This is a genomic window from Butyrivibrio sp. MC2013 (assembly GCF_000424585.1).
Taxonomy (GTDB): Bacteria; Bacillota; Clostridia; order Lachnospirales; family Lachnospiraceae; genus Butyrivibrio.
This window is the reverse complement of the sequence record NZ_AUKE01000026.1, coordinates 1-24,765: the sequence shown is the minus strand read 5'-3', so window position 1 is coordinate 24,765 and position 24,765 is coordinate 1. Positions and strand designations below refer to the sequence as shown.

Genomic DNA, 24,765 nt, shown 5'->3' with positions numbered 1-24,765 from the left:
ATCTTAATAGGGCTAATGCTGGTTTAGGAATTTTTGATCTTTTCAAGGGCTTCATCCTTATCAAGCTTTACAAGGCTCCTGCTTTCATAGCCCTTGACCGAAGGATCGTAGGCGCAAACTGAACGAAAGCTGCAATAGGCACAGGCATTTTTGGTCTTCATCTCATAAGGACTTACCTCAATATCACCGTCCATTATCCGCTTGCCAAACTCTCTGATCTTTTTACCCACATAATCTGATACACTGTTAAAATCATCTCTCGCTATGGAATAGGCGTTAGAACTAAGATTGCCATCCTTTTTGGTTTTCAGTGGAACCACGTCCGATTCGCTGCTCTTATTTTGGAGCTTTGTATCTATAAGGCCCAAAACAGTGCTGTCATCTATGACAAGGCCCTTCATCCTCATTTCTTTTCTGATCTTACGCTCTATTTCCTCAGGGGTCATGTCTATTGTGTCAGTCTTCAGCACAGGATCAGATATGCGATAGTACAGTACCGATGCCGGCAGTACTTCAGTCCCGGGATTTTTGGCCCTCTCCATGGCTGATGCAACATTCATATAGAGTACCAGCTGCAATTGCAGGCCATAGTATACTGCGGCAAGGTCTATGTTCTTGCCTCCTGATTTATAATCTATGACCTTAACGTAAACCCTTCCAAGCTCATCCTTCGCAAGATCTATGCGATCGATCTTACCTGTCAGGCGCATCCTTTTCTCTATCTTCTTTTTCTCTTTGTCAGTCAGAGCGATATTGATCTCATCTATATTGCCTGCTTCGTGAAAATCCACCTCAAATCCCGAAGGTATAAAGCTGCCCTGAGTCAGCTGGTAACGCAGACTCTTGACCGTGGTAAGGAGTATCCTGCGTATCCTCTCAAGACCGGCCCTTCCTCTTGCTGAACTTGTGAGGATATTATCGCCATAACCGACAGCCACTTCCTCCATGACTTTATCCAGGATCTCTTCGCCTTTTTCATCTGTAAAATCCATGAGACTCAGGCCTTCTTTTTCCACCTTGCCTGCAAATTTCTCCAGACTCTCATGGAATACGCTTCCAAGGTCCGAGATATCAAACTCATATTCATTTCTCTCATCAAGCTTTAAGCCATATCTGACAAAATGGGCATAGCAGCAGGAGGCAAAAAGCTCCAGACGGCTCACACTGTTGGTGATGACAGAGCCGTAGAGGGCTGCCGCAAGGCTGTCTGCAAGTGGACTATGCTTGTAACTGATAAAGGCAGATTCTTTTAACTTGTGGGCAAGGTCTCTGTTCTCTCTGCAGAGGAGCCTGTACAAGGTCAGGAACTGATCCTGCCTCTCTCCCTTCATGAGTCCCTCTGCATATTCCCTTATCATAGGGCCGGCTTTACTCATGGCATCATCCACTGTCAGGATCCTGTCTATCTCATCTCCCGATATCTGCCTGGGCACAAGGTATGGAAAAAGAGCCTCTACCCTGGCTATAAGATATGCAGGTCCCAGACTGGAACCATCAGCGGAAATAGCACTGTAAGACATATAGAGCTGATCCAGGGGCCTTGTCAGGTTCATATAGAGGTATAGTCTTTGAATATATATCTGCTGTCTTGATGTAGGAGCCATCTCAAAACCCAGGCTCTGTTCTGCCAGATATTCTCTGTCAGGTCCTGAGATAAAACCTCCTGAGTCTGCCTTCTTGGGGATATTGCTGTCATTGACACCCAGGAATATGAGATAACGGATATCGGAGAGTCTGCTCCTCTCCATATCTCCCACCCTCACAGTATCCACACTTCCGGGGATGGTACCCACTTCTATCTCTCCAAAACCTGCATCCAGTATGTCTTCAAAATCCCTGAGCTCTATGACCTCATCTCCCAAAAGGGATGCCAGCTGATCCAACAGATCCATTACTTTTTTATAGATCTGTCTGTAAGCTGCTGCTCTTGCACCGTGGCCGTTTTGCTCAAACTGCGCTGCCAGGGCCTCAAGTTTGCCTGCACATCCGGCGTTTACTATAAATTCATACAAGCCCTTACATTTATCCAGGACATTACCCTCGCAGTGGTCAAATAGGGGCTTAAAAGAGGCTGCGATACGGGCCCTGATATCATTCATTTCCTGTAGATACGCCTCTCTCTCATCATCGGTGAGATTATGGTCGTATCTGCCAGACAGATGCCTTGTAAAAATATTCTCATAAGCCTTGCGGCCTCTGATACCCAAGGCTCTCACATAGTTTTCAAATCTGTCCGCCTGATCTCTGGAAATATCCGCCATGCCGCAGCGCAGATAATGAAAGAGGCTGTCAAAACTATAATCAGTCCTGACAATCTCCAGGGAACTCCTGATAAATTCTATAAAAGGACTAAGCCTGATCTGCCTGGTCTCATCTATATATACAGGTATCTCAAAATCCCCTGCCCTTTTTCTGATGCGATCAAAATAGCTCTGGGGATCTCCGCATACTATGGCAAAATCCTTGTACATAAGACTGCTGTCTTTTCTGACAAGGTCTGATATATGGATAAGGGCGGACCTGACTTCTTCATCAATGGACATACAGGATGCTATGACTATGCTCTCCTGCCCTTTATCATTTTTCAGGTCACCTGTATAGGTATGCTTCTCGTATGAATAGAGATTCTTCTCAAGAAAATCAAGAGACGGATTATTTTCATATCTCACAGGAATCCCCATTTTATCCATGAATATCTCATTTACCGTGCTTCTCCTGTGCTGTCTCCAAATAGGAAAATCAGGAGTATATGAAGGATCTCTTTCCCTGTCACTCTTCCATAGTGTCCGCTCAAGACTTAGTACAGTTTTCTTACTAAGAGCAAAGAGATCCTGATCCCCTATCTCCTCTTCATAGGGATCATCATCTCTTCCCATATCCAGAGTCACAGTGACTTCTGCTGCCCTCTCCATCAGCCTTCCAATGACCCTGTACTGAATAGGTGTAAAGCCTGTAAAGCCGTCGAAAGCTATTACACTGTCCTTTATCAGCTCAGAATGTTTAAGCCTCTCGCAGAGAATGGACATGGTCTCTTCCGAAGTGGTGTATTTATCTTTTATATATTTTAAAAATTCACGGTATAGGATCTTCAGATCCTTTAAGCGGGCCACCAGGGCGCCTCTGCCCTGAGATACCTCTATGAGCCTGTCAATATCGTCAGGGGATATATCATATTGCATAAATTCCGAGATAGTAGACTTTACCTCATCAATATAGCCGGGCTTGTGCATATGAGGCCCTATGAGCGGCAGTTCATCTACGTGAAGTCCCGCCACATGGCGCAGGATCAGGCTCTTGCCAAGGTCGTCCAGGGTCTGTTCCCTCTTCTCTCCGGTCTCTTCAAAGATACGATGGCTAAGCCTGCCAAAAGACAATACATCGATATTCATCATGCCCTTGTCCGGATGGAGCCTTACAATATCCATCTGGGTCTGCATGGTGAACTGATCGGGAACTATGATAAAGAATCTGCGTGAAGCTTCCTCCACGCTCCTTTTTATCATGTCAGAATATAAAAAACGGCTCTTACCTGAGCCGGATGGTCCAAAAATAAAACGCAGCATGGTATTCCCCCAATCCAGAATCATTCGACTCTTATATCATACCACACCCGCTATAAAGACTTAATGGGCGCTGCTGCAGAAGTTATTTTCCTCGTTCGCGACACTACAAATGGTGTTTTGCTAAGTTCTTCTTCACAGCCTTCTTTCAATGCGCCACACTCGAAAGAACTCCGGGCTTTCAGCCCGTTCAAACAGCTTTCTCGTGGGCGCTTTAAAGGCTGTGAATGAAGAATAAGCAAAACTACCATTTGAAGTGAATGCTCACTGCGGAAAATAATCTTCTGCAGCAGCGCTATTAAGATCGTTGCAAGCGAGCGGATAATAAATAAGCGCCAGAGCTGAATTCACAATCCCAGTATGCCATCGTGATAAGGCCACTTAGGATAATGAACTTCTGCTCCAGCGCATAAATATTTAGAAGTATATATATATGCACTTCTATGTCGTAATTACAAGGATGTATATCGACATGTTTAGAAGTGCATGGATGCACTTCTATGTCGTAATGTAATTAGTGATGGAAAAGCCTGAGGCCTGTGAATGCCATGACCATATTGTGGTCGTTGGCAGCGGCGATGACATTGTCATCACGTACAGAGCCGCCGGGCTGAGCCACATAAGATACGCCGCTCCTGGCTGCTCTCTCAATGTTGTCACCGAAGGGGAAGAAGGCATCTGAGCCCAGAGCTACGCCTGTATTCTTATCAAGCCATGCTCTCTTCTCCTCAGCTGTGAATACTTCAGGCTTTGTCTTGAAGATATTCTGCCACTTGCCCTCAGCCAGTACGTCCATATAGTCCTCGCCAATATAGAGGTCGATGGCATTGTCCCTGTCTGCTCTTCCGATTCCATCCAGGAAGGGAAGCTCTAACACCTTGGGGCACTGACGCAGGAACCAGTTGTCAGCCTTGGAGCCTGCCAGTCTTGTGCAGTGGATCCTGGACTGCTGGCCGGCTCCGATACCGATTGCCTGACCGTCTTTTACATAGCATACAGAGTTGGACTGAGTATATTTCAGAGTGATCAGAGAGATGATCAGATCGATCTTGGCCTGCTGGGGCAGATCCTTGTTCTCTGTCACAATATTAGTGAACATATCATCACCGATCTCGATGAAGTTGTGGCCCTGTTCAAAGGTAACGCCAAATACCTGTTTCTTTTCAAGAGCAGCGGGTACATATGAAGGATCTACCTTGATCACTGCATAGTTGCCCTTTTTCTTGGCCTTAAGGAGCTCAAGTGCATCCTCATCATAATCAGGAGCGATAACACCATCGGATACCTCTCTCTTGATGAGCTTTGCTGTAGCCAAATCACACTTGTCAGACAGAGAGATAAAATCTCCAAAGGAAGACATACGATCTGCGCCTCTTGCTCTCGCATATGCACATGCCAGAGGGCTGAGCTCGCCCATATCCTCTACCCAGTAGATCTTCTTAAGGGTATCGCTAAGAGGAAGACCCACTGCAGCACCCGCAGGAGATACATGCTTAAAAGATGTAGCTGCGGGAAGGCCTGTAGCCTTCTTGAGCTCTGATACCAGCTGCCAGCCGTTGAAGGCATCCAGCAGGTTAATGAAACCGGGCTTGCCGTTTAATACTTCGATGGGAAGATCGCTTCCATCTTCCATATATACTCTTGAAGGTTTCTGGTTGGGGTTGCAACCGTATTTAAGCTGAAGTTCTTTCATTGTGATTCTCCTTTTCAATCATGAACGGTCAATTACTTATTTCTGTTTACAATCCTGCTCTCGTACTCGCCTGTAGCGATGTTGATGTATCTGGTAAAGAGGGATACCTTATTGTCAGGATCAAGAGCTTCCCAAACATTATTGGTAAAAGTATCGATGTCGCCTGATACTGATACATGAGTGGGCTCACCTGTGAAGCTGGGAAGGGGATTGCCATCACCCATGTATGTATGGATGAAGTATGCCTCACCTGCCTTATTATTATCATAGCTGTAGGTGAATCTGTATGTGGATGAAGGATCACCGTTTTTGCTCTTAAGGATAGACAGCGAGAAATCATACTGGCCTGTGATCACGTGCATCAGACCCGAGATCCTGGGTGTGTAGTTGGGAGCATCAGGCTCAAAAGTACGGCATCTGAGAGACTCTTCAAAAGTCTTGCCGTTCATCATTCCATCATAGATAGTATCTGTCTGATCGCCATTGGTCACAATAGTATTAAAACCAAGCTTTCTGACAGGTGCATAGATGATAAGGCTGGGGTCTTCCATCTTGGAAGGATCAAAAGCCTTGGTACGGATGCCTTCACCGTCCTCTACAAATACACGGTTGCGGCTGTTAACGCTGCGTCCCATGATGAAATATGCAACAACTGCATACTTGCCATCATCAGATGTACCTATCACGATACCTCTGCCGGGATAAGTGTTGCCGGACAGTTCCTTCAAAAGATCTACCATTTCTACCTCCATATTGAAAAAAGAGTTACAGTTACCGGTGACCCCCGGGTCCTCTCCTGACAAATGCCTGCTCATGCAAGCATGGCAGACGCTCGCCAATTCATTGCAACAAAAAGACCGCCCGGGCACCCTTATTTAAGGCGCCCAGGCGGTCGGCATTTCAATCATATACTGTACTCCCCGCAGCTTCTGCTGCTTATTTCCGCCAGTCATACAGCACATATACTATAGCTTATTTGATCTTTCTTTGCAAGTGGAATTAATCCTTTTAGAGACCCTCGCTATAGCCCTCCCGATCATTCCAAGTACACATCCAAATACAATGATGAGCGCCCTTATCTCCTAACTTTCTTGCATCTTCTCTGGTAATCGGCATTGATGTCACCGGCCCAATCGCTGTCACACAGATTCTTTTCAGCCTCTGCAGCGCTAGGAGCCATCATCACAGAGCATACAGCCTTGGATACACCTGCATAGACGATGCCTGTTCCTACTCCGTCACTGACATAATTCACAGCCCGGTCTCTCCTGATACCGTATTTCTGAGCTTCTTCATATGCATCAATATTAGCGCCTATGAATATAAACTCCCAGCCGTATTTCTTTTGCTGCTTCTTCACCATCTTCTCGATCTTTTCCCTGGAATACTTTCTGCTGGCATTCTCCATGCCATCTGTTGTGATCACCACGATGGTCTTTTCAGGCCTATCCTCTTCTCTGGCATATTTGTGAATGTTTCCGATGTGCTTTATGGCCCCGCCCACTGCATCCAGAAGAGCTGTGCAGCCTCTGACATAATACTGCTTATCTGTCATCTTCTCAATCTTTTCAATGGGCACTCTATCGTGGATCACTTCGCACTCATCATCGAATAGAACCGTTGAGACCAGTGCTTTTTCCCCGGTCTTTTTCTGCTTATCCATCATGGAGTTGAAGCCGCCTATTGTATCTGCCTCCAGGCCGCTCATGGAACCCGATCTGTCCAGTATGTACACTATCTCTGTATATCCTCTGCTCATCCTGATTACCTTACCTTTCTCATAAATGCTCCCGCGGTAGAGCTGTCCTTGTTTGTAAGCTAATCATAATCTGTGATGCGTCAAAAAAGGTCGCACCTGAGGCGACCTTAAAAAAGTTATATTGACTATTTGGAAAGAGGATCAAGACCGTAATCAAAGAGCACCATGTCTATCTTGATCACGTTATAGTTTTCATGCTCAATAAAATATCTGACAACAGCATCTGTCTGTGAGATTGGGGATATGGCATAGCCAGCAAGGCCCAAGAAATCCACTGTCTCATCCATATTCAGATGAAGGCCCACTGCAAGAGCCAGGACCTTTTCTTTTGAGGGCTTCACCTTGCCCTTTAGGAGCTTGGAGAAATACTGCTTGTTAATATTGGCAGCGGCATAGACCTCTGAATTCTTCAACCCCTTCTTATTGATCAGCTGCTGAAGATGCTTCTCAAAAGAATCTGTGTAAATGCCTCCGAGAATATCATCCAGAGACGCAGCTTTAAAAGCTTTCATCTGCCCGGAAGCTGCTGCGCCATGCAGGATAGTGCCAGCCATTGGCGCTGCGCCGATCATCTCATCTGCCTGTTCTTCTGCCCTTTTGTGAGAAGAACGTGGCACAGTTTCCCCAGCTATAAAAGCATTCGCTATAGGCTCTTTGACATCGCTGATATAGCTGCGGACTTCTTCTCCAAGTTCACCTGAGACCGTAACTGTATCCTTATCAAACACGATCAGGAATATCTCCATATCGTGATCTTCCAGAAAGCAGGTAAAGGCATCAACAGCTATATCCATTCCCAATTTATGAGGAAATCCGTAGCAGCCTGTAGCCATCACAGGAAAAGCTATGGATTTACATCTTTTCTTTGCAGCAAGAGCCAGAGCCTTGTCATAGCACTGCCTAAGGAGCTCTGCTTCCCCATGATCTCCGCCTTCCCACCAACAGCCCACTGCATGGATGATATACTTGGCATCCAGGCCAAAAGCAGGTGTAATAGCCACATCGCCGCGCTTAATAGGACCTATTTTCTTACGCGCAGCAAGAAGCCTGTCCCTTCCTGCAGCATTATATATTGCTTCATCCACACCACTGCCAACCAAGACCATAGGGTTTGCCGTATTTACAATGGCATCAGCTTTTACTTTAGTAATATCGTTTCTGATTATCTGAAATGGCATGATCTCCCCCAAAATCTACTGCTTCTGCTCTTATGGTCCAACCTTTAGTTTTCACATCTCCAACTGCCAAAGACATGCTTTGACCTGACCATCAGCAGCAGTCCCAGTTATATAAAACATCTTCAAAGTTCAACTTCCGGAGTTCATCGCTGTTAATAAAGAAATTGATAATGCCAGCATCTCCTATCATGATATTAAATCCATCCGAATAAATAGAATCCAACTGAAAGAGCAGTGTATCATATTTCTTGAGCATAGAATCTGTTGTTCTTGGATCATCCTGAGTAAAATATGGATAACCAAACATGTTATTGTAAGGAGCAAGCTCATTTTCATTCATAGAATCGTCAGCTTCAAGTTCCAACATATTGTAGCTTTCTCCAATACTAAATGATATGGGATAACAGTCATCTGTGGCGAACCATCCATCCTCTTCATCCTTCATATCCACATTAGACCTGATGCCTCTGGATCTTACATCTTCCTCTGTTATATCAGAATCTATATTGGAATGGAATATAACCTTATATCCATTTTTATCAAACAAGCCCATATCATCATTTCTTGCAACAAAAAACTGTAAAATGCCCTCTGAAGGCAATCTGTCAAAACTTATGTCGCGCATATTTACCTGGGCTAGAAGAATCAAATTCTTCCCATCTGAATCAACGGGATATGAGCAATCCTTTGGCCAATATGGCAGACCACCTATTTTACTGGAAGTCAGACCGACTTCCCCGTGTTCCGGCTTGAATAATATAGCTTTTATTCCATTCTCCATAACCTTTTTAGTCTTATTGTCACATGTTGATACCTCATCCTGTAATCCGCATGAAGTCTTCTCAATTTGAGAACCCATCTTCATTTTCCATCTTCCTTCGATGTATTGAGATAGCTTGTTATAGTACTCCTCATCATATGGGACAAACAAATACGCTTCCCCCCGGAACTCCACACTTCCATATCTCTCTTCTCCAAAAAAGCTTTTGGCAAGGTGATCAACGCATCCGGGATATCCCACCCCCTCAAAAGTATAAAAATCAGTAACAAATTCGATGAACTGTTTTTTAAAATGATCAGAGGTAATAGCTCCACCAAAATAGTTGCTGTCAGCAATTACTCCCCGCAGATCAAGCCTGCCCTCCACTCCGTCTATAAAGCGGGGCTCTTTGTCATAAACAGTATCTTTAAGAATACCTTTTAAATGTGCCCATCTGAAAAATACTGCTATATGGTTATATGCTGATAAAAGAGGACAACTAAGCCCCTTGTTTTTTATCTTTGATGTATGATATATTCCACGGTCATATATTATTGCCATTATTATTTTCCAACCTTTTAATTATGTTACAAAAGGAACTTGTGCACAGGAATTACCTCAGGTGGTGCATTACCTGCCTATCCCTGCTTTCACTCACATCTTATAGCCACAATCAGCCTTTTGAGGCCCATCTATGCCGGACTCGTAATGTGCCCTGAACTCCATATTGATCTCACGTATTTCCTTGACGCCGTCAATATAGGCCTGGTACATTTCGATCAGACCAGCGCTGCAGCCATCGCAGCTGCCATTAGTATTTCCAATTGATTCAGCAACAATACGTTCTCTTTCTTCTCTTGTTGTATCCTTGATCAGTATTGAACTCATTTCTCATATCCTCCTTTATTTCCGCATCCTTCCCTCACTTCAATATCTTTTTTATCATTTTCTCATCCGCATAAGGCAGGATCCTCTTAAACTGCTCGATCACCCTTTCGTAAGACTCCCGGGGCGTTTTCTTATATACATTATCCTTGAACTTCTTACCCATGAACTTTTCTGGAGTCGAGTATTCCGCGATCCCCCAGCCATACTGATTACCATACTTATCCCTGGCATATTGAAAATCACTGATAAGAACATAACACTGCTTCTGGAGCCTGGTGATCATGGTATCAAAGCCCTTCTTGCCACCCTTTCCATAATCCCCCAGCTTCTTAAGGGGCTTGGACAGGATAGGAGCATTGGCATCCAATAGTTCAAAGAGCTCCTTATCATAATATGAAGCCAGACCATCGTCATACCTGGCATCAAAATCATATCCATCTCTTCTGAAGTTTGCAAAATCTGGAAAGTATTCAGCGCTGATATACATAGCCTTGCCTTTTAGAAATTTGCCATAGGCACAGTTCATCTGCCTGATAACAGGCCCCTTCCATTCCCAGGCACCCCATGAACTATCGCCTTCGCCAAACCAGCACCCTGGATCAATATGCTCTTCAATAGAAAAGCCATCTATTTCGTTTATGAAAAAAGGGACAAAGCCTGCTCCGTCAATTAGCTCAGTCAGGTCATCCATAGATCTGATCACAAAATCATCCGCAAAATTCATAATCCCTCCAGCTCGCAGCAGAGAACAAAAAGCCATATTGCAGCATCATGCCCAATACGGCTTTAATGTTAGCTATTTTGTTAATTTATCTATCCAATCCACATTATATCACAGCTATCATGTGCATAGTTAGCGGACAAACCAGAAGCGCAAACCATTAAGAATTGCTTACACGGTATTTATTTTGATAGTATGTATTATTAGATGAACCTTCAGAAACACGCATTTTACTGCGTGTTTCGTGAGAACATGAATCTGGCAAATAGGCCCAGCGGCCCTAGCCGCTCTCAAATGGCCTATTTGCATACATTCTTGGATATTTTATCCAAGAATGTATACTATTGAATTACGACATTGAAGTGCTTCCATTAGTTATTAAGGACCAGATTTATGAATAAGAATATATCCATCTGGGCATACATGCCCGTAACCTTCATCACAGCACTCTTTTGCTGTTTGCTCTGGGGCAGTGCGTCTCCAGCTATCAAAATAGCCTACAAGCTCTTTAATATAGCGGCAGATGATACCGCTTCCAGGATCATGCTGGCAGGAGCCAGGTTTATGATCGCAGGTGCCATGACTGTCATATTGGGTTCTGTAATAGCAAGGCTCCTGTTGTTGCCAAAGAGAGGCTCAGTTAAATATATTGCGATATTGTCCCTCCTGCAGACTGTAGGACAGTATTTCTTTTTCTTTATGTCACTGGCATATATAAGCGGCGTGAGAGGCTCCATCATCAATGCTTCGGGCAATTTCCTGGCCATACTGGCAGCTGTCTACGTGTTCAGGCTAGAGAAGCTGACTATGCGCAAGTTCACAGGCTGCCTGATAGGCTTTGCAGGAATAGTCATGATCCTGGGAGGCCCTTCTGCACTTACAGGAAGTAGCATCAGTATACAGGGAGAGGGCGCCATGATCGCTGCTACTCTCTTCTATGCCTTCTCCGCATGCTGCATCAAGATATTCTCATCCCATGAGAATCCTGTGATCCTGAGCGGTTACCAGTTTGCTCTCGGGGGCCTTATCCTCTATATCATTGGGTGGGTCATGGGCGGAGAGCTTGTATTTTACTCTGCTTCATGTATATACAATCTTATCTACATGGGCTTTATCTCAGCAGGAGCCTATACCCTCTGGGGAATACTATTAAAGCACAATCCTGTCAGCAGGGTATCAGTATTTGGCTTTATCAATCCTGTGATGGGTGTCGTGCTGTCAGCAGTTTTTCTTGGGGAAAATAAGGAAGCCTTCTCCCTGACAGGACTCCTATCTCTTGTCATGGTGGCTCTGGGGATCATAATAGTAAATACTAATGCAAAAGCTATCAAGAACTAAAAGGACAGGATGCAACTATGAAAGCATACTACCATTTACCCGGACTATTTGAATTCTATGAACTCTACAAACTCTTCCTGCCCTTGTACAGAGAGCACAGGGAATATTTCCATGACTGGTGCGAGATAGGCTCTATCTACGGCGCTCCGGGTGATGCTCTATGGGGCGGCGGCCGAGTAGGCTTTGGAGATGCAGATCCACATAAGGTGCACGCTCTTATGAATGAATATGGCATATCTGCCCGCCTGACCTTTAGCAACCTGCTGGTCAGAGAAGAGCATCTGTCAGACCGGCGCTGCAATCAGCTCTGCGAGCTGTTTAGCCAAAGCTCAACAGCTGCAAATGGCGTGATCATAGCTTCCGACCTTCTCCTTGACTATATCAGGGAGCATTATCCCTCTTTTTATTTTGTATCATCTACTACCAAAGTGATCACTGATATGGGACTACTTATAAACGAGTTGAATAATGATGATTACCGCTTTGTAGTGCCGGATTTCAGGCTAAACTCAACCTATGATAAGCTCTGCTCTCTCACAGATGCGCAAAAAGAAAAGCTTGAACTTCTCTGCAACGAATGCTGCAGCCCCGCCTGCACTGACAGGCGCCGCTGTTATGAAAATGTATCTGCCAAAAATCTGGGCGAAGATATAGAGGATCATATCTGCCGCTTTCACGGCTCGTCAAATGGATACCGCTTCTCAGATGCCATGGAAAGTCCATGCTTTATAGGCACCGCCGATATCCTGGGCAGATATCTGCCAAATGGCATCTCCAATTTCAAGATAGAGGGCAGGAGCCTGGGCAGTGCCATAGTACTGGAATTTCTCTTATACTACATGACAAAGCCCGGCTATCAGCTAAAGGTAAGAGAAGCCATTTACCTGGATAGTTCACTGGACCTCTTTTGATCATTATGATCCCGAAAATACCATTTCCTTCAGTTCTCTATCCAAGGCGGCAAAAAACGCAGATATGTGTATGCCGTCTATAAGCGCATGATTTACGAAGACGCAGACAGGGATGGTAGTCTTATCCTTTTCTATGAGACTGCCGTTTTCCAGAGCAGGTATCTTTTCCGTAGTATATTTCCCCCATACCACATTGGGTATGGAAAAATGAGTATCAGGATAAGGCATAGTCAGTCCGCTGAAGGTTTGCCAGGGAACGCAGGATGTATATAAGAGGCTCTCCACATCCTCTTCCTCCTGGAGATGGCTGGAATTAAGAGCCTTCTCCTGTTTGATCTTTGCTTCCGTCAGATAATCTTTTAAAGGCTGGTCTGCATTGACCATGCAATATCTGTAAGTCCCGTCAGGGAGCCCCACTGTATAGGAGGGATTGCACTGATCATATTCAATGATCCCATTTCCACGTATTCTCTGTCTGAACTCCGGCACGCTGTTGACAGCCCTGCTCACCGCATACTGAAAGCAGAGAAAAAGAGGATATCCCGATTCTTTGAGTCTCCTTAGCCAGTCAGTGATGTCAACCTGCACGGTCATGGTCACAAAAGGATATTCCATATCCTTGAAATATTCAAAATGATCCCGCCTGGGATATGTGCTCATATCAATACTCTTATAATTCATTTATGACCTCCACATTATATGTTAAACATCTACAATACAGTATATCAAAACCCCAAACGATGTATAATGGTATATATAAAATAATCAAGATAACCCACCACCTTTAGGTGGTGGGAATATCTTGATTACGGGTGCGGGGTTATAAGCCCCGTACCCGTAGAACTGCGTCAGCAGTGATTTTATAACGAGCAAAAAGCGAAGCGTTTGCGAGTTTAACAATTTATTGATCATTCAGAAAAACACATTTACTGCGTGTTTCGTGAGAACATGTTGCTGGCAAATAGGCCAGGCATCTTTAGACAGCGAGGATAAACATGAACAAGAAATTCAGAAGCTCTACTCTTTTACAGATAGCTATGATGCTGATCTCAATAGTGATCAGTATATCTTTTCTCCTTCCCATATTCAGACCAAAGCTGGATTATTCACTGGAAGGCCCTTTCTTTTCATCAGCAAACCTCTTTAATCTCTGGCCTGAAGGAGGCATGTCCTATCTTGGACTGGCATCCAGATTTTTGGACAGCGGACGTTTTGGCATATTCTTTATGATGATCGCATTGCTGATGCTGATGCCCATAGCACTGGCTGTGATCTGTTACCCCAGGCTTAGGAAGCTGTCCTATTTTGGCATCCTTCCTATCATAGGCATGATCTTTGCTCACTTATATTTGGGACTTGGTTTTACCATAGAGCAGGCTGCCCTTGATTTCACATTTCTAGGGATCGTATACGGCGCGCTCTTATCTCAGCTCCCCATCCTCTATATCTTATTTGTGATCCTGTCTGTTATAGAAAACATGCAGATAAAAAAAGAATCCAAGCTAATGGCTCCTTTTGTAGACATATTGACTTCAGGCAGCTCCTCTGACACTGCCAAAGACACAGCTGAAACAGATAGAAAATACACTACTGATGTACCCCAATAATTATATTAATTCCGTCTGTAGCAAAGTAATCAGATGCAACGTATCCGTTTGGTGCAAAAAAGATGAGGACTAATTGCAGTCCTCATCTTTTTTGAATGTATTCCGACATGCTTAGAAGTGCATGGATGCACTTCTATGTCATATACAAGGATGTATTCCGACATGCTCAGAAGTGCATGGATGCACTTCTATGTCGTAAGTTCAGACATCACTCTTCACAGCTGCTGTCTTGATGATGAAGCTGACGCTGGAGCTTGTTCCTTCTCCTGCTCCGCCAAAGCATTCTTCATTGCTGCTAAGGTCGGCGAGGGCAGAGAGTCTGTCTGAGAGCTCTGTAAGATTGTCTCCAAAGACATCACTCAGCTTACTGATTCCTTCATCATTAAACTTGATCATACCCTGGGACAGATCAAGAGCACCGCTTTCCAGATCACCGGCGCCTTTGTTCAGACTGCCAAGGCCATTCTTGAGCTCCAGTGAACCATCGCGAAGACTGGATGCTCCGCTTGCAAGCTCTGCGGCTCCGCCGTTTAATTTCTGTGCTCCGGCATCCAGACTCTTCATGCCATTATCCAGCTCAGATGCACCACCAGACAGTTTAGCAGCGCCGTCTACCAGGCTGCCAGTTCCATCAGAGAGGGCGCCCACTCCTGCATCAAGCTGGGCTGCGCCGCTATCAAGGCTGCTGACGCCTGCATTTACCTTATTGCTGCCGGCAGATAGCTTATTTGCTCCGTCATCTACGCTTGTTATACCTGTAGACAAGTCCTGAGCCCCGCTAAGCAGCTGAGAAGCTCCTTGTACTAGCGCATCTGCACCTGTAGAGAGTGAGCTGATACCGTTTTCCAGAGCTGCCATATTGTCAGAGCTGATAGCTACGCTAAGGGGATCCACTGCCTGGGTCTTTAGCGTAACAGCAGAATTTCTAAGGCTTACCAATGAATTATAGATAGTCTCACTGGCTGTAGAGTCCTCCTGCATCTGCAAGAGCCTGCCCTTGATCTCTGCAGCCTTCATGATGTTATCAGTATATTCAGAGAGATATTCGTCATAGGATTTCTCTTCCAGGCTGTTATCCGATGTGCTGCTTGTAAGGCAAGACTGCATGCCCTGAAGAGCCTGGGCTGCTGCAGCAGAATACGATCCTGCTGCCTGTGTTAGCTCAGCAGCTTTCTGTGTACCTGCTGCCTTAGAAGCATCCATTCCTCCTATCATCAGATTCAGAGCACCTATCACAGTGTTCTGTGATGTCTCGTCAACGCCGCTTCCCAGAGCTCCCTTTATGGCTGATACTGCGTCTGCTGCAGCTGAGATGCCGCTGGTATTGTTCTTCAAGGTTTCTGCTCCCTTAGAGAAGGTCTCAAGACTGCTTTCCAATGAGGCCATACCTGTTCCCAGAGTCTGGGCACCACTCTTTAATTTGCCTGTACCTGTCGCCAGCTCAGCTGCACCTTTACTCAGATCTGTTGTTCCCTTCAGAAGCTCACCTGTTCCTGCCTTCATAGAGGATGTTCCACTTTTTAGCTTATCCACTCCGTCTTTTAAAGTAACAGTGCCATCCTTTAGAGTAACAGCTCCTGCTGCCAGGCTCCCTGTACCTGTTACCAGCTTTGCTGCACCTTCTGCCAGTGAGCTGCTGCCGTCCTTAAGGCTGATGCAGCCGCTTGCCAGAGCTGATGATCCGTCAAAGAGTTCTGCCCCGCCATCCAAGAGCTTCTTACTGCCATCCTTAAGTGTCACGCAGCCGTCATGGAGAGACACGCTGCCTTCCTCAAGCTGATCTGCACCATCTGTCAGCTCATCTGCCTTATCAGATAGATCACCGGGGATAATGGCATCGCTCCCCTGCTCCAGTCCCAGATCATTTAATAGTCCTGTACCTGCGTAGGTCATGGTCATATCCAGGCTAAAGGCTGTAGTATCTGCACTTATCTCCACATAGTCAGGGATCCTGATATCTGACCCACTTTTCTTTTCATCACTTGCTGCTTCTATATCACCGGTGTTGTCATCATCTGACTTGTCACCTTCTGAAAGCTTATTCTTTATTTCCTCCAGGTCTCCATCATCAAGGCCCAGGCTCTCCTTTAATCCGGGAAGAGCGGTGCCCATGGCAATGAGGTTGTTACCCTCTGATATCACCTTGCCGCCTGTGACTTCCACATTGCTGAATCTGTCTGCATCAAGCACTGCTCCTGATATCACAGCATAAGGAGTATATATGCCGGCCTCCTTGCCATTTACCATAGCTTCATGTTCATCACGATTCTCATAATCAAATCTGATGGTCACACGGCCGCTCTTACCGGCTATATCATCAGGTTCCATCTCCACTCCGTCCAGGTAATAGCTTACTTTGACATCTATAGGCAGCTCCTTGTCAGTTGTACCCTTATAATATATGTCCGCTCCCTGAGCATCCCAGGTAATGGTGCCATCAGCGTTTCTCACATAACCATTGTCGCTTTTGACATTTTCAGGATCTGTCAGGAGAGTATAGTCAGTCAGTTGGCTGGTCTTACCTGTATTCTTTAGCCAGTCGCTGACTATAACATTTTGCTTGTGACCTGTGGCATCCGCGATGACATATACTGTCTCTTCCTTATCAGCTGCTGATGAGGAGGATAGTCCGCTCTCAGCGGCTGCCCTGGCCAGCAGGTCTCCTGTATTGTCCTCATCTGTTCCCTCTGTCATCATATTTTCTGATGACTCTTCTATTTCTATTCTCTCAGCCTCAGCCGCCTTATCTGCTGCAGCCGCGCTGCTGCAGGCCATTAGTGTACATGCTGTTATAGCTGCTATCATAGCTGCCTTTGATCTGATCATATATTTTCTAATCATAAGTATTCCTTTCTGCTCGTTAGCGTTTTTTTATGCTTCAATAGGTCTATCTTCATATTTTCTCTTTCGCAGTTTCCTGTCTGTCATCACGATGATGGGATCAAATATTATAAACATGGCAGGCAGCACCAGGATGACTACAAACATACTGATAATAGCGCCCCTTGCCATGAGCATGCACAGCGAACCTATCATATCGATGCTGGATATCAGACCCACGCCAAAGGTAGCTGAGAAAAATGAAAGAGCACTTACAATGATGGATTTCATACAGGCTTCCAGGGAACGGGTAGCAGCTGCCTTTTTGTCATAGCCATCCCTTCTCTCCCTGAGATATCTGGTAGTCATGAGGATCGCATAGTCAACGGTAGAACCCAGCTGGATAGTACCTATGACTACCGATGCTATAAAGGGCAGCACCGCGCCTGTGTAATAAGGGATACCCATATTTATAAAGATGGCAAACTCTATGACCGCCACCAGTATAAACGGGAGTGATACAGATCCCAGTACCAAAAGGATAATGGCAAATACCGCTCCTATGGATACCCAGTTGACTACGTTAAAATCATGATCTGTTATGGTGATCAGGTCCTTGGTACAGGGCGCTTCGCCTACGACCATTGCCTCAGGGTCATAGCTCTTTACTATATCTGAAACAGACTCAATCTGCCTGTTTACTTCATCTGAAGCTGTCTTATAAGAGCTGGTCACTATCATCAGCTTGTAATCATCGGATGAGAGCTTGGACTTTATCTCTTCGGGTATCAGCTCATCAGGTATAAGACCGCCTGTCACACTGTCAAGACCAAGTACTGCATCCACACCATCTACAGCCTTTATCTCATCAGACATCATGGACACATGCTTTCTGTCCAGGCCCGCATCAATGAGAATCATATATGTGGTAGCGGTATCAAAATTGTCATCAAGCTCTGCCTGGGCCTTGGAAGAAGGTAGCCCTGCAGGGAGAGTCTGTGTCAAATCATAATAGACCTTGGTATGAGCATTTCCATATACCGCAACAGGGAGCAGCAATAAAAAGATGATTGCAAAAATCCTGTAATGCTCTCCTATCCAGTCAGGAATAGCCTTAAAATCGGGAAGGAGCGGCTTGTGCATAGTCTTATTTAACAGCCTGTCAAATATGAGGATCATGGACGGTAGTACAGTCACACAGGAGATCACTCCCAGTACCACGCCCTTGGCCATGACTACGCCCAGATCCAGACCTATCCTAAAGCTCATAAAGCAAAGAGCTATAAATCCTGCAATAGTAGTGATACTAGAGCCTATGACTGATACAAAGGTAGCTGATATAGCTTCTGACATTGCGGTCTTATTATCCAGGCCTTTAGCCTTTTCCTCCTCATAGCTGTGCCAGAGGAAAATAGAATAGTCCAGGGTCACACCCAGCTGCAGCACCGCCGCCAGAGACTTGGTGATAAAGGATATCTCTCCAAAGAAAACATTGCTTCCCAGGTTATATACAATAGCCATTCCTATGGATAAGATGAAAAATACAGGAATCAAATAAGAATCCATAGTCAGGGACAATACTATGATCGCCAGTATAACGGCTATGAGCACATATACAGGGGTTTCCTTTTCTGCCAGGTCCTTTGTATCTGTAACTATAGCTGACATGCCTGAGAGGAAGCAGTCCTTATCAGCCACCTTCCTGATATCTCTGATGGCCTCCATGGTCATATCACTGGAAGTGGTCTCATCAAAGATGATGAACATCATGGTGTCTTCTCCGGAATTAAACGCCTCATAAACATCATCCGGCAGCAGCTCCATAGGTACCGACATATCCATAAAGGAGTCATACCAGATAACATCCGCCACATGATCTATACCCTCTATCTCTTCCTTGAGCTTATGGACATCCTTATCCTCCATGCCCTTTACTATAAAGAGCGAGTATGCTCCGGTGCCAAATTCCTCCTCTAATATATCCTGCCCCTTCATAGTCTCAATCTCTCCGGGCAGATAAGAGAGAATATCGTAGTTAACCCTGGTATTCACATAGCCTATGGCTGAGGGGATCAATAGCGCTATGGCTATTGCCAAAATCAAATACCGGCATCTCACAATCATCTCTGATATCTTCTTCATATCTTCCTTCCTGCGCCTCCTGTTCGTCCAATTTAGTTTTTTCAATGTGCTACAGAAGAAGATATTTTCCACGCTCGCCCGCTCCAAATGGTGTTTTGCTAAATTCTTCTGCAGCCTTCATAAAACACGCCGCACTCGAAAAAACTCACCGGGCTTTCAGCCCGGTTCAAACAGTTTTCTCGTGGGCGCTTTGAAGGCTGCACTGAAGAATAAGCAAAACTACCATTTTAAGCGAATGCTCACTTTGTAAAATATTCTTCTTCAGCAGCACTGAAATCTACTTGATTGTGACGAACAGTAAATCGAGGTGCCTTGCTTCGCAAATATTACGTCCACGCCATAAATGACCATTGGTCATTTCGTTTAAATATGGTATACTCTAAAAATGACCAATAGTCAATATTTCTTTTGCAATTTTATAAAATCTTTATTTGTAGCCGGGACGTAGATTGATGTTCACTAGCGGGGACTCGCAGCAGCGGCTGTGCATATCCTGAAGCGAGCTACTTCTCCGTAAGCAAGCATTATAATGGCACTGCGGCAGAAGCTTTTTCCGCAGTGAACCTTCACTTCAAATGGTAGTTTTGCTTATTCTTCATTCGCAGCCTTCAAGCGCCCAGGAGAAAGTTGTTTGAGCAGGGCGAAGGCGACAAATTATATCAATGGTCATTTGGCGTTTATCGCCAAAGCTTGTTGCCGGAAGAAGATATGCGCTACAATGTAGTCGTAAGCAGTTTAAAGGTGTTTTATAGGAGTAGTGATGGGAAAGCTTGATTCCAATAAGAAGAAAAAGAGAGAGTCTCTTCTGAATACATCCTTTGAGTTCTTTACCACCAAAGGCATCGAGAAGACCTCTATATCAGATATAGTAGAGAAGGCAGGGGTAGCCAAGGGTACCTTCTACCTCTATTTCAAGGATAAGTATGACATCAAGGACAGGCTGATTATGCACAAATCCAGTCAGCTATTTGAGTCGGCTCTGAACGCACTTGAGAAAGAGGATCTACCCGCCATAGAGGACAAGATCATCTTCATGCTGGATCACATCCTTGATGAACTGGCCAAAAATAAGGCCCTTCTGGCTTTTATCCACAAGGACCTGTCATGGGGCATATTTGAGAAGGCCATTGAGAATCCCGGCCCTCTGTTTGAAGATGTCTCTTTTGCAAATGTACTGGAAAGTATAGTGGAGATTTCCGATAAGGAGCTCACAGAGCCTGAGATCATGCTCTTTATGATCGTGGAGCTGGCGGGTTCAGCGGGATACAGCGCTATCATAGAGAACAGACCCTGCAGCCTTGAAGAATTAAAGCCCTATCTCCACAGAACTGTCAGGGATATTGTGAAGGCACACACTTTACGACATTGAAGTGCATCCAAACAATACCAAAAAGCGCCATTCGGGATACCATTTTCTCCCGGATGGCGCTACTATTTATTATCTTATTTCAGATCTCTTTAGTCTGCTCTCTGCAGCTTCCAGATATCCTTATTGTATTCCTCGATAGTCCTGTCAGATGAGAAGAAGCCAGCCTTAGCGATATTGGTCAGCATCATCCTCTTCCACTTGTCTCTCTTCTCATAGTCAGCAAAGATGCGGTCCTTGGCTTCGATATAGGACTCAAGGTCAATGAGAGTCATGAACCAGTCTTTGTTAAGGAGCTCATTGTAGAGACGCTCCAGGTTCTCCTTGTTGCCCACCTTCATGCACTGTTTGCCTACGATGAAGTCTACAGCCTCCTTGATGACCTTGCTCTTCTTGTAGTAATCCTTGGATACATAATCAGCCTTGGCATAGTGCTCGATTACAGTATCAGAATCAATACCGAAGATATAGATATTGTCATCGCCTACCAGCTGGTGGATCTCTACGTTGGCACCATCATCTGTTCCCAGAGTCACAGCGCCGTTGAGCATGAACTTCATGTTAGAAGTACCGGATGCCTCCTTGGATGCCAGAGAGATCTGCTCTGATACATCGCAGGCAGGGATCAGATGCTCAGCGTAGGTTACGTTATAGTTCTCTACCATTACCACCTTCATGTACTTATTAACATCAGGATCGTTGTTTACGATCTCCTGCAGGCATAGCAGCAGGTGAATGATATCTCTTGCGATCACATATGCAGGTGCAGCCTTTGCTCCAAAGATAAAGGTCAGAGGACGCTGAGGCTTCTTGCCGCCCTTGATCTCCAGATACTTGTGGATGATATAGAGGGCGTTCATCTGCTGACGCTTGTACTCATGGAGACGCTTAACCTGTACGTCAAAGATAGACTCAGGATCTACAGTCACGCCTTCATGCTTCTCAAGGTATGCTGCCAGCTCCTTTTTCTTGAGCATCTTGATCTCTTCCAGTCTGGAGAGGAAGGTCTCATCATTAATGTGAGACATAAGATCTTCCAGCTTCATGGCATCCTTCTTGTAGCCGTCTCCGATAGCATCAGAGATCAGGTCTGCCAGAGGATGGTTACAGGACAGGAGCCACCTTCTGAAGGTGATACCGTTGGTCTTGTTATTGAACTTATCAGGATAGAGCTTATAGAACTTATTCAGCTCGGTATTCTTAAGGATATCCGTATGGATAGCGGCCACGCCGTTTACAGAAAAGCCATAGTGGATATCGATGAATGCCATGTGTACTCTCTTATCCTTGTCGATGATCTGTACATCAGGATCCTTGTACCTGGCCTTTACTCTCTCATCCAGAGCCTGGATATAAGGTACCAGCTGAGGAACAGCCTTCTTGATATACTTAAGGGGCCATGTCTCCAGAGCTTCTGCCAGGATGGTGTGGTTAGTATAAGCGCAGGTCTTGGATACTACATTTATAGCCTCATCTATGGACAGAGCCTTGTCCTCTACCAGGATCCTGATCAGCTCAGGGATGATCATGGTAGGATGAGTATCATTGATCTGGATTACAGCATGATCATAGAGCTTTCTAAGGTCATACTGTCTCTCCTTCATCTCGTGGAGGATGAGCTGGGCAGCATTGCTTACCAGGAAATACTCCTGATAGATTCTGAGCATGTTACCTGCTTCATCGGAATCATCGGGATAGAGGAAAAGAGTCAGGTTCTTGTCAATCTTCTTCTTATCAAAGCTGATACCTTCCTTGACCAGTGACTCATCAACGCCTTCGCATTCAAAGAGACGGAGCTTATTGATACCTGAATCATAGCCTGTTACATAGAGGTTATAGAGTCTGGAAGTAACTTTCTTCTTGCCAAAGTTAACATCAAAGCTGATGTCAGTCTTCTCCAGCCAGGACTTGTTCTCCTGCCAGGTATCCTTCTCAGCGTACTGCAGATTGTCCTTGAATACCTGCTTAAAGAGGCCGTAGTGATAATTCAGGCCGATGCCCTCTCCGGGAAGGGACAGTGTAGTGATGGAATCCAGAAAGCATGCAGCCAGTCTTCCCAGACCGCCGTTACCAAGGCTGGGTTCGGGTTCATATTCCTCGATATCAGCCAGGCTCTTACCGTTCTTGGCTAGGATATCGCTTATCTTGTCATATACCTTGAGGTTGATCAGGTTATTGGACAGAAGCTTACCGATCAGGAACTCCATAGAGATATAATATACCTTCTTCTCCCCAACAATAGGCTCTGCAACTTTCAGAAGCTCGTTTGTAACATCAAGAAGTACGTAGTAAGACTCCTTGTCTGTGCAGTCCCTGAAACACTTGTCATACTGTCTCTGACTGCTCCTCTCGATCTGCTCTTCAAGATTCAGGACCAGAATGTCCTTCTGCATATTAGTTGCCATATTGCTCCTTTCTGCTTGTACAAAAAACTATAGAAACTCAGTATGCGGCCTCCCCGCATTATAAACACATGTTTTCCTCCGAATCATTTTTTCGGTATCCAAAGATAATATCTTCAGCCTTTTAGGAGAAGAATATAAAAATCATTTCATATCGGAAAACGTTTTCTTGTTACTGTAAAAATAGATTAGCACAGGAAAACGTTTTCTGCAAGAACTTTTTTATCTGATGATATCTTCGTATTTGATCCTTACCAGTTTATGAGGGATGACAATGCGTCTGCCGGGGTTGCCTGCCAAGAGGCTCTGCATCTCTTCCACCGCCGCTGATGATATCTGGGCAAAATCCTGCTTGACCGTATTCATCTGCTTGCCCACATATCCCATGAGCACTATCCCGTCAAAGCCGCACACCGGTCTGAATATATCCATATCTATCAGGGCCTTCATGGCGCCTATAGCCATCAGGTCAGACCCGCAGGCCACCATATCCTTGCCCCTGGCATATTTCAGGGCGATATTCCTGGCTGCCAGCTCAGAGAGATTGCCATTTCTGATGAGAACCTTCATCTTCAATTCTTTGGCAGCTCTGGCTACTGCCGAGAGCTGCTGCTGAGAAGCATAGCTGTCTCTGGAGCCTGCTATGTAGAGCATGGAACGGGACTTGTTATCCCGGGCAGTCTTTTTGATAACATCAAACTGCGCTGCCTCATGATCGATACCCACTGAAGAGGAGGACTCAGAATAGTCAGGAGAATCTATGACAACAGTCCTGTATTCACCGGATCTGATGAGGCTCCTCAGAGTCCTGTCCCTGCCGGTCATACCGTATATGATCAGGCCCTTGATAGACTGGCTGCGGAAGTATACATTCATCTCCTCCAGGCTCATATCCTCTATCATGCTAAAAAAGAGCGTGACCACATCAAGTCCAATCTCCCTGGCCTTGTTAACAGCGCCGGCTATATACTGCATATCTATCTCATCTATGGCCTGGGTCTTGGTGTTTAGCCTGATCAGGAGAGCCACTCTCCCCATGCTCTTGCTGGACAGGGATGCCGCCAGCTGATTGGGGACAAAGCCTGTCCTGTTCACTACGTCCATGACCTTCTGCCTGGTCTTCTCACTTACATTGGGATAATTATTCAGAACCTTGGAGACAGTACTGATAGCCACTCCTGCCTCTTTGGCTACTTCCTTGATCGAAACCATGATATCCTCCGTGCGGGCTAGTTTTCTATTAAGAAATCGTTTTCTCCACTCTTTAATATACTCCGATATGGAGCTTTTAAGCAATAGCAGTTACTGTTCAGACCCCAACTTGAGATAAAAATACCGGTGATCTAGACTTTTATCAGTCGGACCACCGGTATTTTCTATCAAATATCTCTGACACATTCGTGTAAATATTGCTGGGATCATTTTCGCGCAGCGTAACCAGCACACCCAATCCATCGCAGTAATACTCTAGACTGCTGAATGACCGGTATGTCATGACCTGCTTGATTTTACGTTTTACCTTACGAGCCTGACGCTCACTTAAGTTATTATTGTGCGGAACTCTTTTATCATGAAGGAACAGCAGATGGTTATGCATGTATTTCTCCATTCGTTTATACA

Annotated in this window: 17 protein-coding genes, 1 pseudogene and 1 riboswitch; of the genes and pseudogenes, 4 read left to right on the top strand and 14 right to left on the bottom strand. The window is 45.2% G+C overall.

The genetic code is table 11. The annotated features are described in order from the left end of the window. Nucleotides 1-23: 23 nt before the first annotated feature. The 8 genes from G636_RS0112525 to G636_RS0112490 form a co-directional block, all read right to left on the bottom strand. Complete coding sequence (locus G636_RS0112525) at nt 24-3,563, bottom strand: PD-(D/E)XK nuclease family protein (RefSeq protein ID WP_035779659.1); 3,540 nt, start codon at nt 3,561-3,563, stop codon at nt 24-26. Between the two features lie 511 nt (nt 3,564-4,074). Continuing rightward, a complete protein-coding gene (locus G636_RS0112520) occupies nt 4,075-5,253 on the bottom strand; it encodes a phosphoribosylaminoimidazolecarboxamide formyltransferase (protein WP_026508334.1) in 1,179 nt (392 codons plus the stop codon). A 32-nt stretch (nt 5,254-5,285) separates the two neighbouring features. Then, the gene (locus G636_RS0112515; RefSeq protein ID WP_242826969.1) at nt 5,286-5,993 is read right to left on the bottom strand and encodes an IMP cyclohydrolase; all 708 of its coding nucleotides are present in this window, start codon (nt 5,991-5,993) and stop codon (nt 5,286-5,288) included. 135 nt (nt 5,994-6,128) lie between these two features. Continuing rightward, nucleotides 6,129-6,216, bottom strand: a riboswitch (ZMP/ZTP riboswitch). Nucleotides 6,217-6,328: 112 nt separating this feature from the next. Further along, on the bottom strand, nt 6,329-7,012 hold the full coding sequence (locus tag G636_RS0112510) for a vWA domain-containing protein (RefSeq protein ID WP_026508332.1): 684 nt from the start codon (nt 7,010-7,012) through the stop codon (nt 6,329-6,331). Between the two features lie 125 nt (nt 7,013-7,137). Further along, on the bottom strand, nt 7,138-8,190 hold the full coding sequence (locus G636_RS0112505; protein ID WP_026508331.1) for a macro domain-containing protein: 1,053 nt from the start codon (nt 8,188-8,190) through the stop codon (nt 7,138-7,140). A 91-nt stretch (nt 8,191-8,281) separates the two neighbouring features. Beyond that, nucleotides 8,282-9,511, bottom strand: a complete 1,230-nt coding sequence (locus G636_RS0112500) for a YwqG family protein (RefSeq protein WP_026508330.1) — start codon at nt 9,509-9,511, stop codon at nt 8,282-8,284. A 93-nt stretch (nt 9,512-9,604) separates the two neighbouring features. After that, complete coding sequence (locus G636_RS0112495; protein ID WP_026508329.1) at nt 9,605-9,838, bottom strand: hypothetical protein; 234 nt, start codon at nt 9,836-9,838, stop codon at nt 9,605-9,607. 34 nt (nt 9,839-9,872) lie between these two features. After that, nucleotides 9,873-10,562, bottom strand: coding sequence for an AlkZ-related protein (locus G636_RS0112490; RefSeq protein WP_026508328.1), 690 nt, complete (start codon nt 10,560-10,562; stop codon nt 9,873-9,875). A gap of 390 nt (nt 10,563-10,952) precedes the next feature. On the opposite strand from G636_RS0112490, the gene G636_RS0112485 reads away from it, so the two are divergent. Both G636_RS0112485 and G636_RS0112480 read left to right on the top strand, forming a co-directional pair. Then, nucleotides 10,953-11,897: a DMT family transporter gene (locus tag G636_RS0112485; RefSeq protein WP_026508327.1), complete on the top strand. Its 945-nt coding sequence runs from the start codon at nt 10,953-10,955 to the stop codon at nt 11,895-11,897. Nucleotides 11,898-11,914: 17 nt separating this feature from the next. Beyond that, the gene (locus tag G636_RS0112480; RefSeq protein ID WP_026508326.1) at nt 11,915-12,808 is read left to right on the top strand and encodes a hypothetical protein; all 894 of its coding nucleotides are present in this window, start codon (nt 11,915-11,917) and stop codon (nt 12,806-12,808) included. 3 nt (nt 12,809-12,811) lie between these two features. Here the strand turns inward: G636_RS0112480 and G636_RS0112475 are convergent, their stop codons facing one another. Further along, nucleotides 12,812-13,489 (bottom strand): CatA-like O-acetyltransferase, encoded by a 678-nt coding sequence (locus tag G636_RS0112475; RefSeq protein ID WP_026508325.1) that lies wholly within the window; start codon nt 13,487-13,489, stop codon nt 12,812-12,814. A gap of 314 nt (nt 13,490-13,803) precedes the next feature. Between G636_RS0112475 and G636_RS0112470 the strand changes: the two genes are divergently transcribed. Beyond that, the gene (locus tag G636_RS0112470; protein ID WP_026508324.1) at nt 13,804-14,415 is read left to right on the top strand and encodes a hypothetical protein; all 612 of its coding nucleotides are present in this window, start codon (nt 13,804-13,806) and stop codon (nt 14,413-14,415) included. A gap of 201 nt (nt 14,416-14,616) precedes the next feature. On the opposite strand, the gene G636_RS0112465 is transcribed toward G636_RS0112470, so the two are convergent. Together G636_RS0112465 and G636_RS0112460 are read right to left on the bottom strand one after the other, a co-directional pair. After that, nucleotides 14,617-17,241 carry a hypothetical protein gene (locus G636_RS0112465; protein ID WP_196803108.1) on the bottom strand — a complete coding sequence of 875 codons (2,625 nt, stop codon included), beginning with the start codon at nt 17,239-17,241 and terminating at the stop codon, nt 14,617-14,619. Nucleotides 17,242-17,286: 45 nt separating this feature from the next. Continuing rightward, entirely contained in the window at nt 17,287-19,377 is a 2,091-nt protein-coding gene (locus G636_RS0112460; protein ID WP_026508322.1) for an efflux RND transporter permease subunit, read from the bottom strand. Nucleotides 19,378-20,137: 760 nt separating this feature from the next. Between G636_RS0112460 and G636_RS0112455 the strand changes: the two genes are divergently transcribed. Then, nucleotides 20,138-20,746 carry a TetR/AcrR family transcriptional regulator gene (locus G636_RS0112455; RefSeq protein WP_026508321.1) on the top strand — a complete coding sequence of 203 codons (609 nt, stop codon included), beginning with the start codon at nt 20,138-20,140 and terminating at the stop codon, nt 20,744-20,746. 89 nt (nt 20,747-20,835) lie between these two features. Here G636_RS0112455 and G636_RS0112450 read toward each other — a convergent pair whose 3' ends face one another. From G636_RS0112450 to G636_RS20730, 3 genes and pseudogenes are all read right to left on the bottom strand, one after another. Then, on the bottom strand, nt 20,836-23,148 hold the full coding sequence (locus G636_RS0112450) for a glycogen/starch/alpha-glucan phosphorylase (protein ID WP_196803107.1): 2,313 nt from the start codon (nt 23,146-23,148) through the stop codon (nt 20,836-20,838). A 219-nt stretch (nt 23,149-23,367) separates the two neighbouring features. Further along, entirely contained in the window at nt 23,368-24,357 is a 990-nt protein-coding gene (locus tag G636_RS0112445) for a LacI family DNA-binding transcriptional regulator (RefSeq protein WP_026508319.1), read from the bottom strand. 142 nt (nt 24,358-24,499) lie between these two features. Continuing rightward, nucleotides 24,500-24,765: pseudogene (locus tag G636_RS20730) on the bottom strand (IS66 family transposase); the annotation flags it as partial.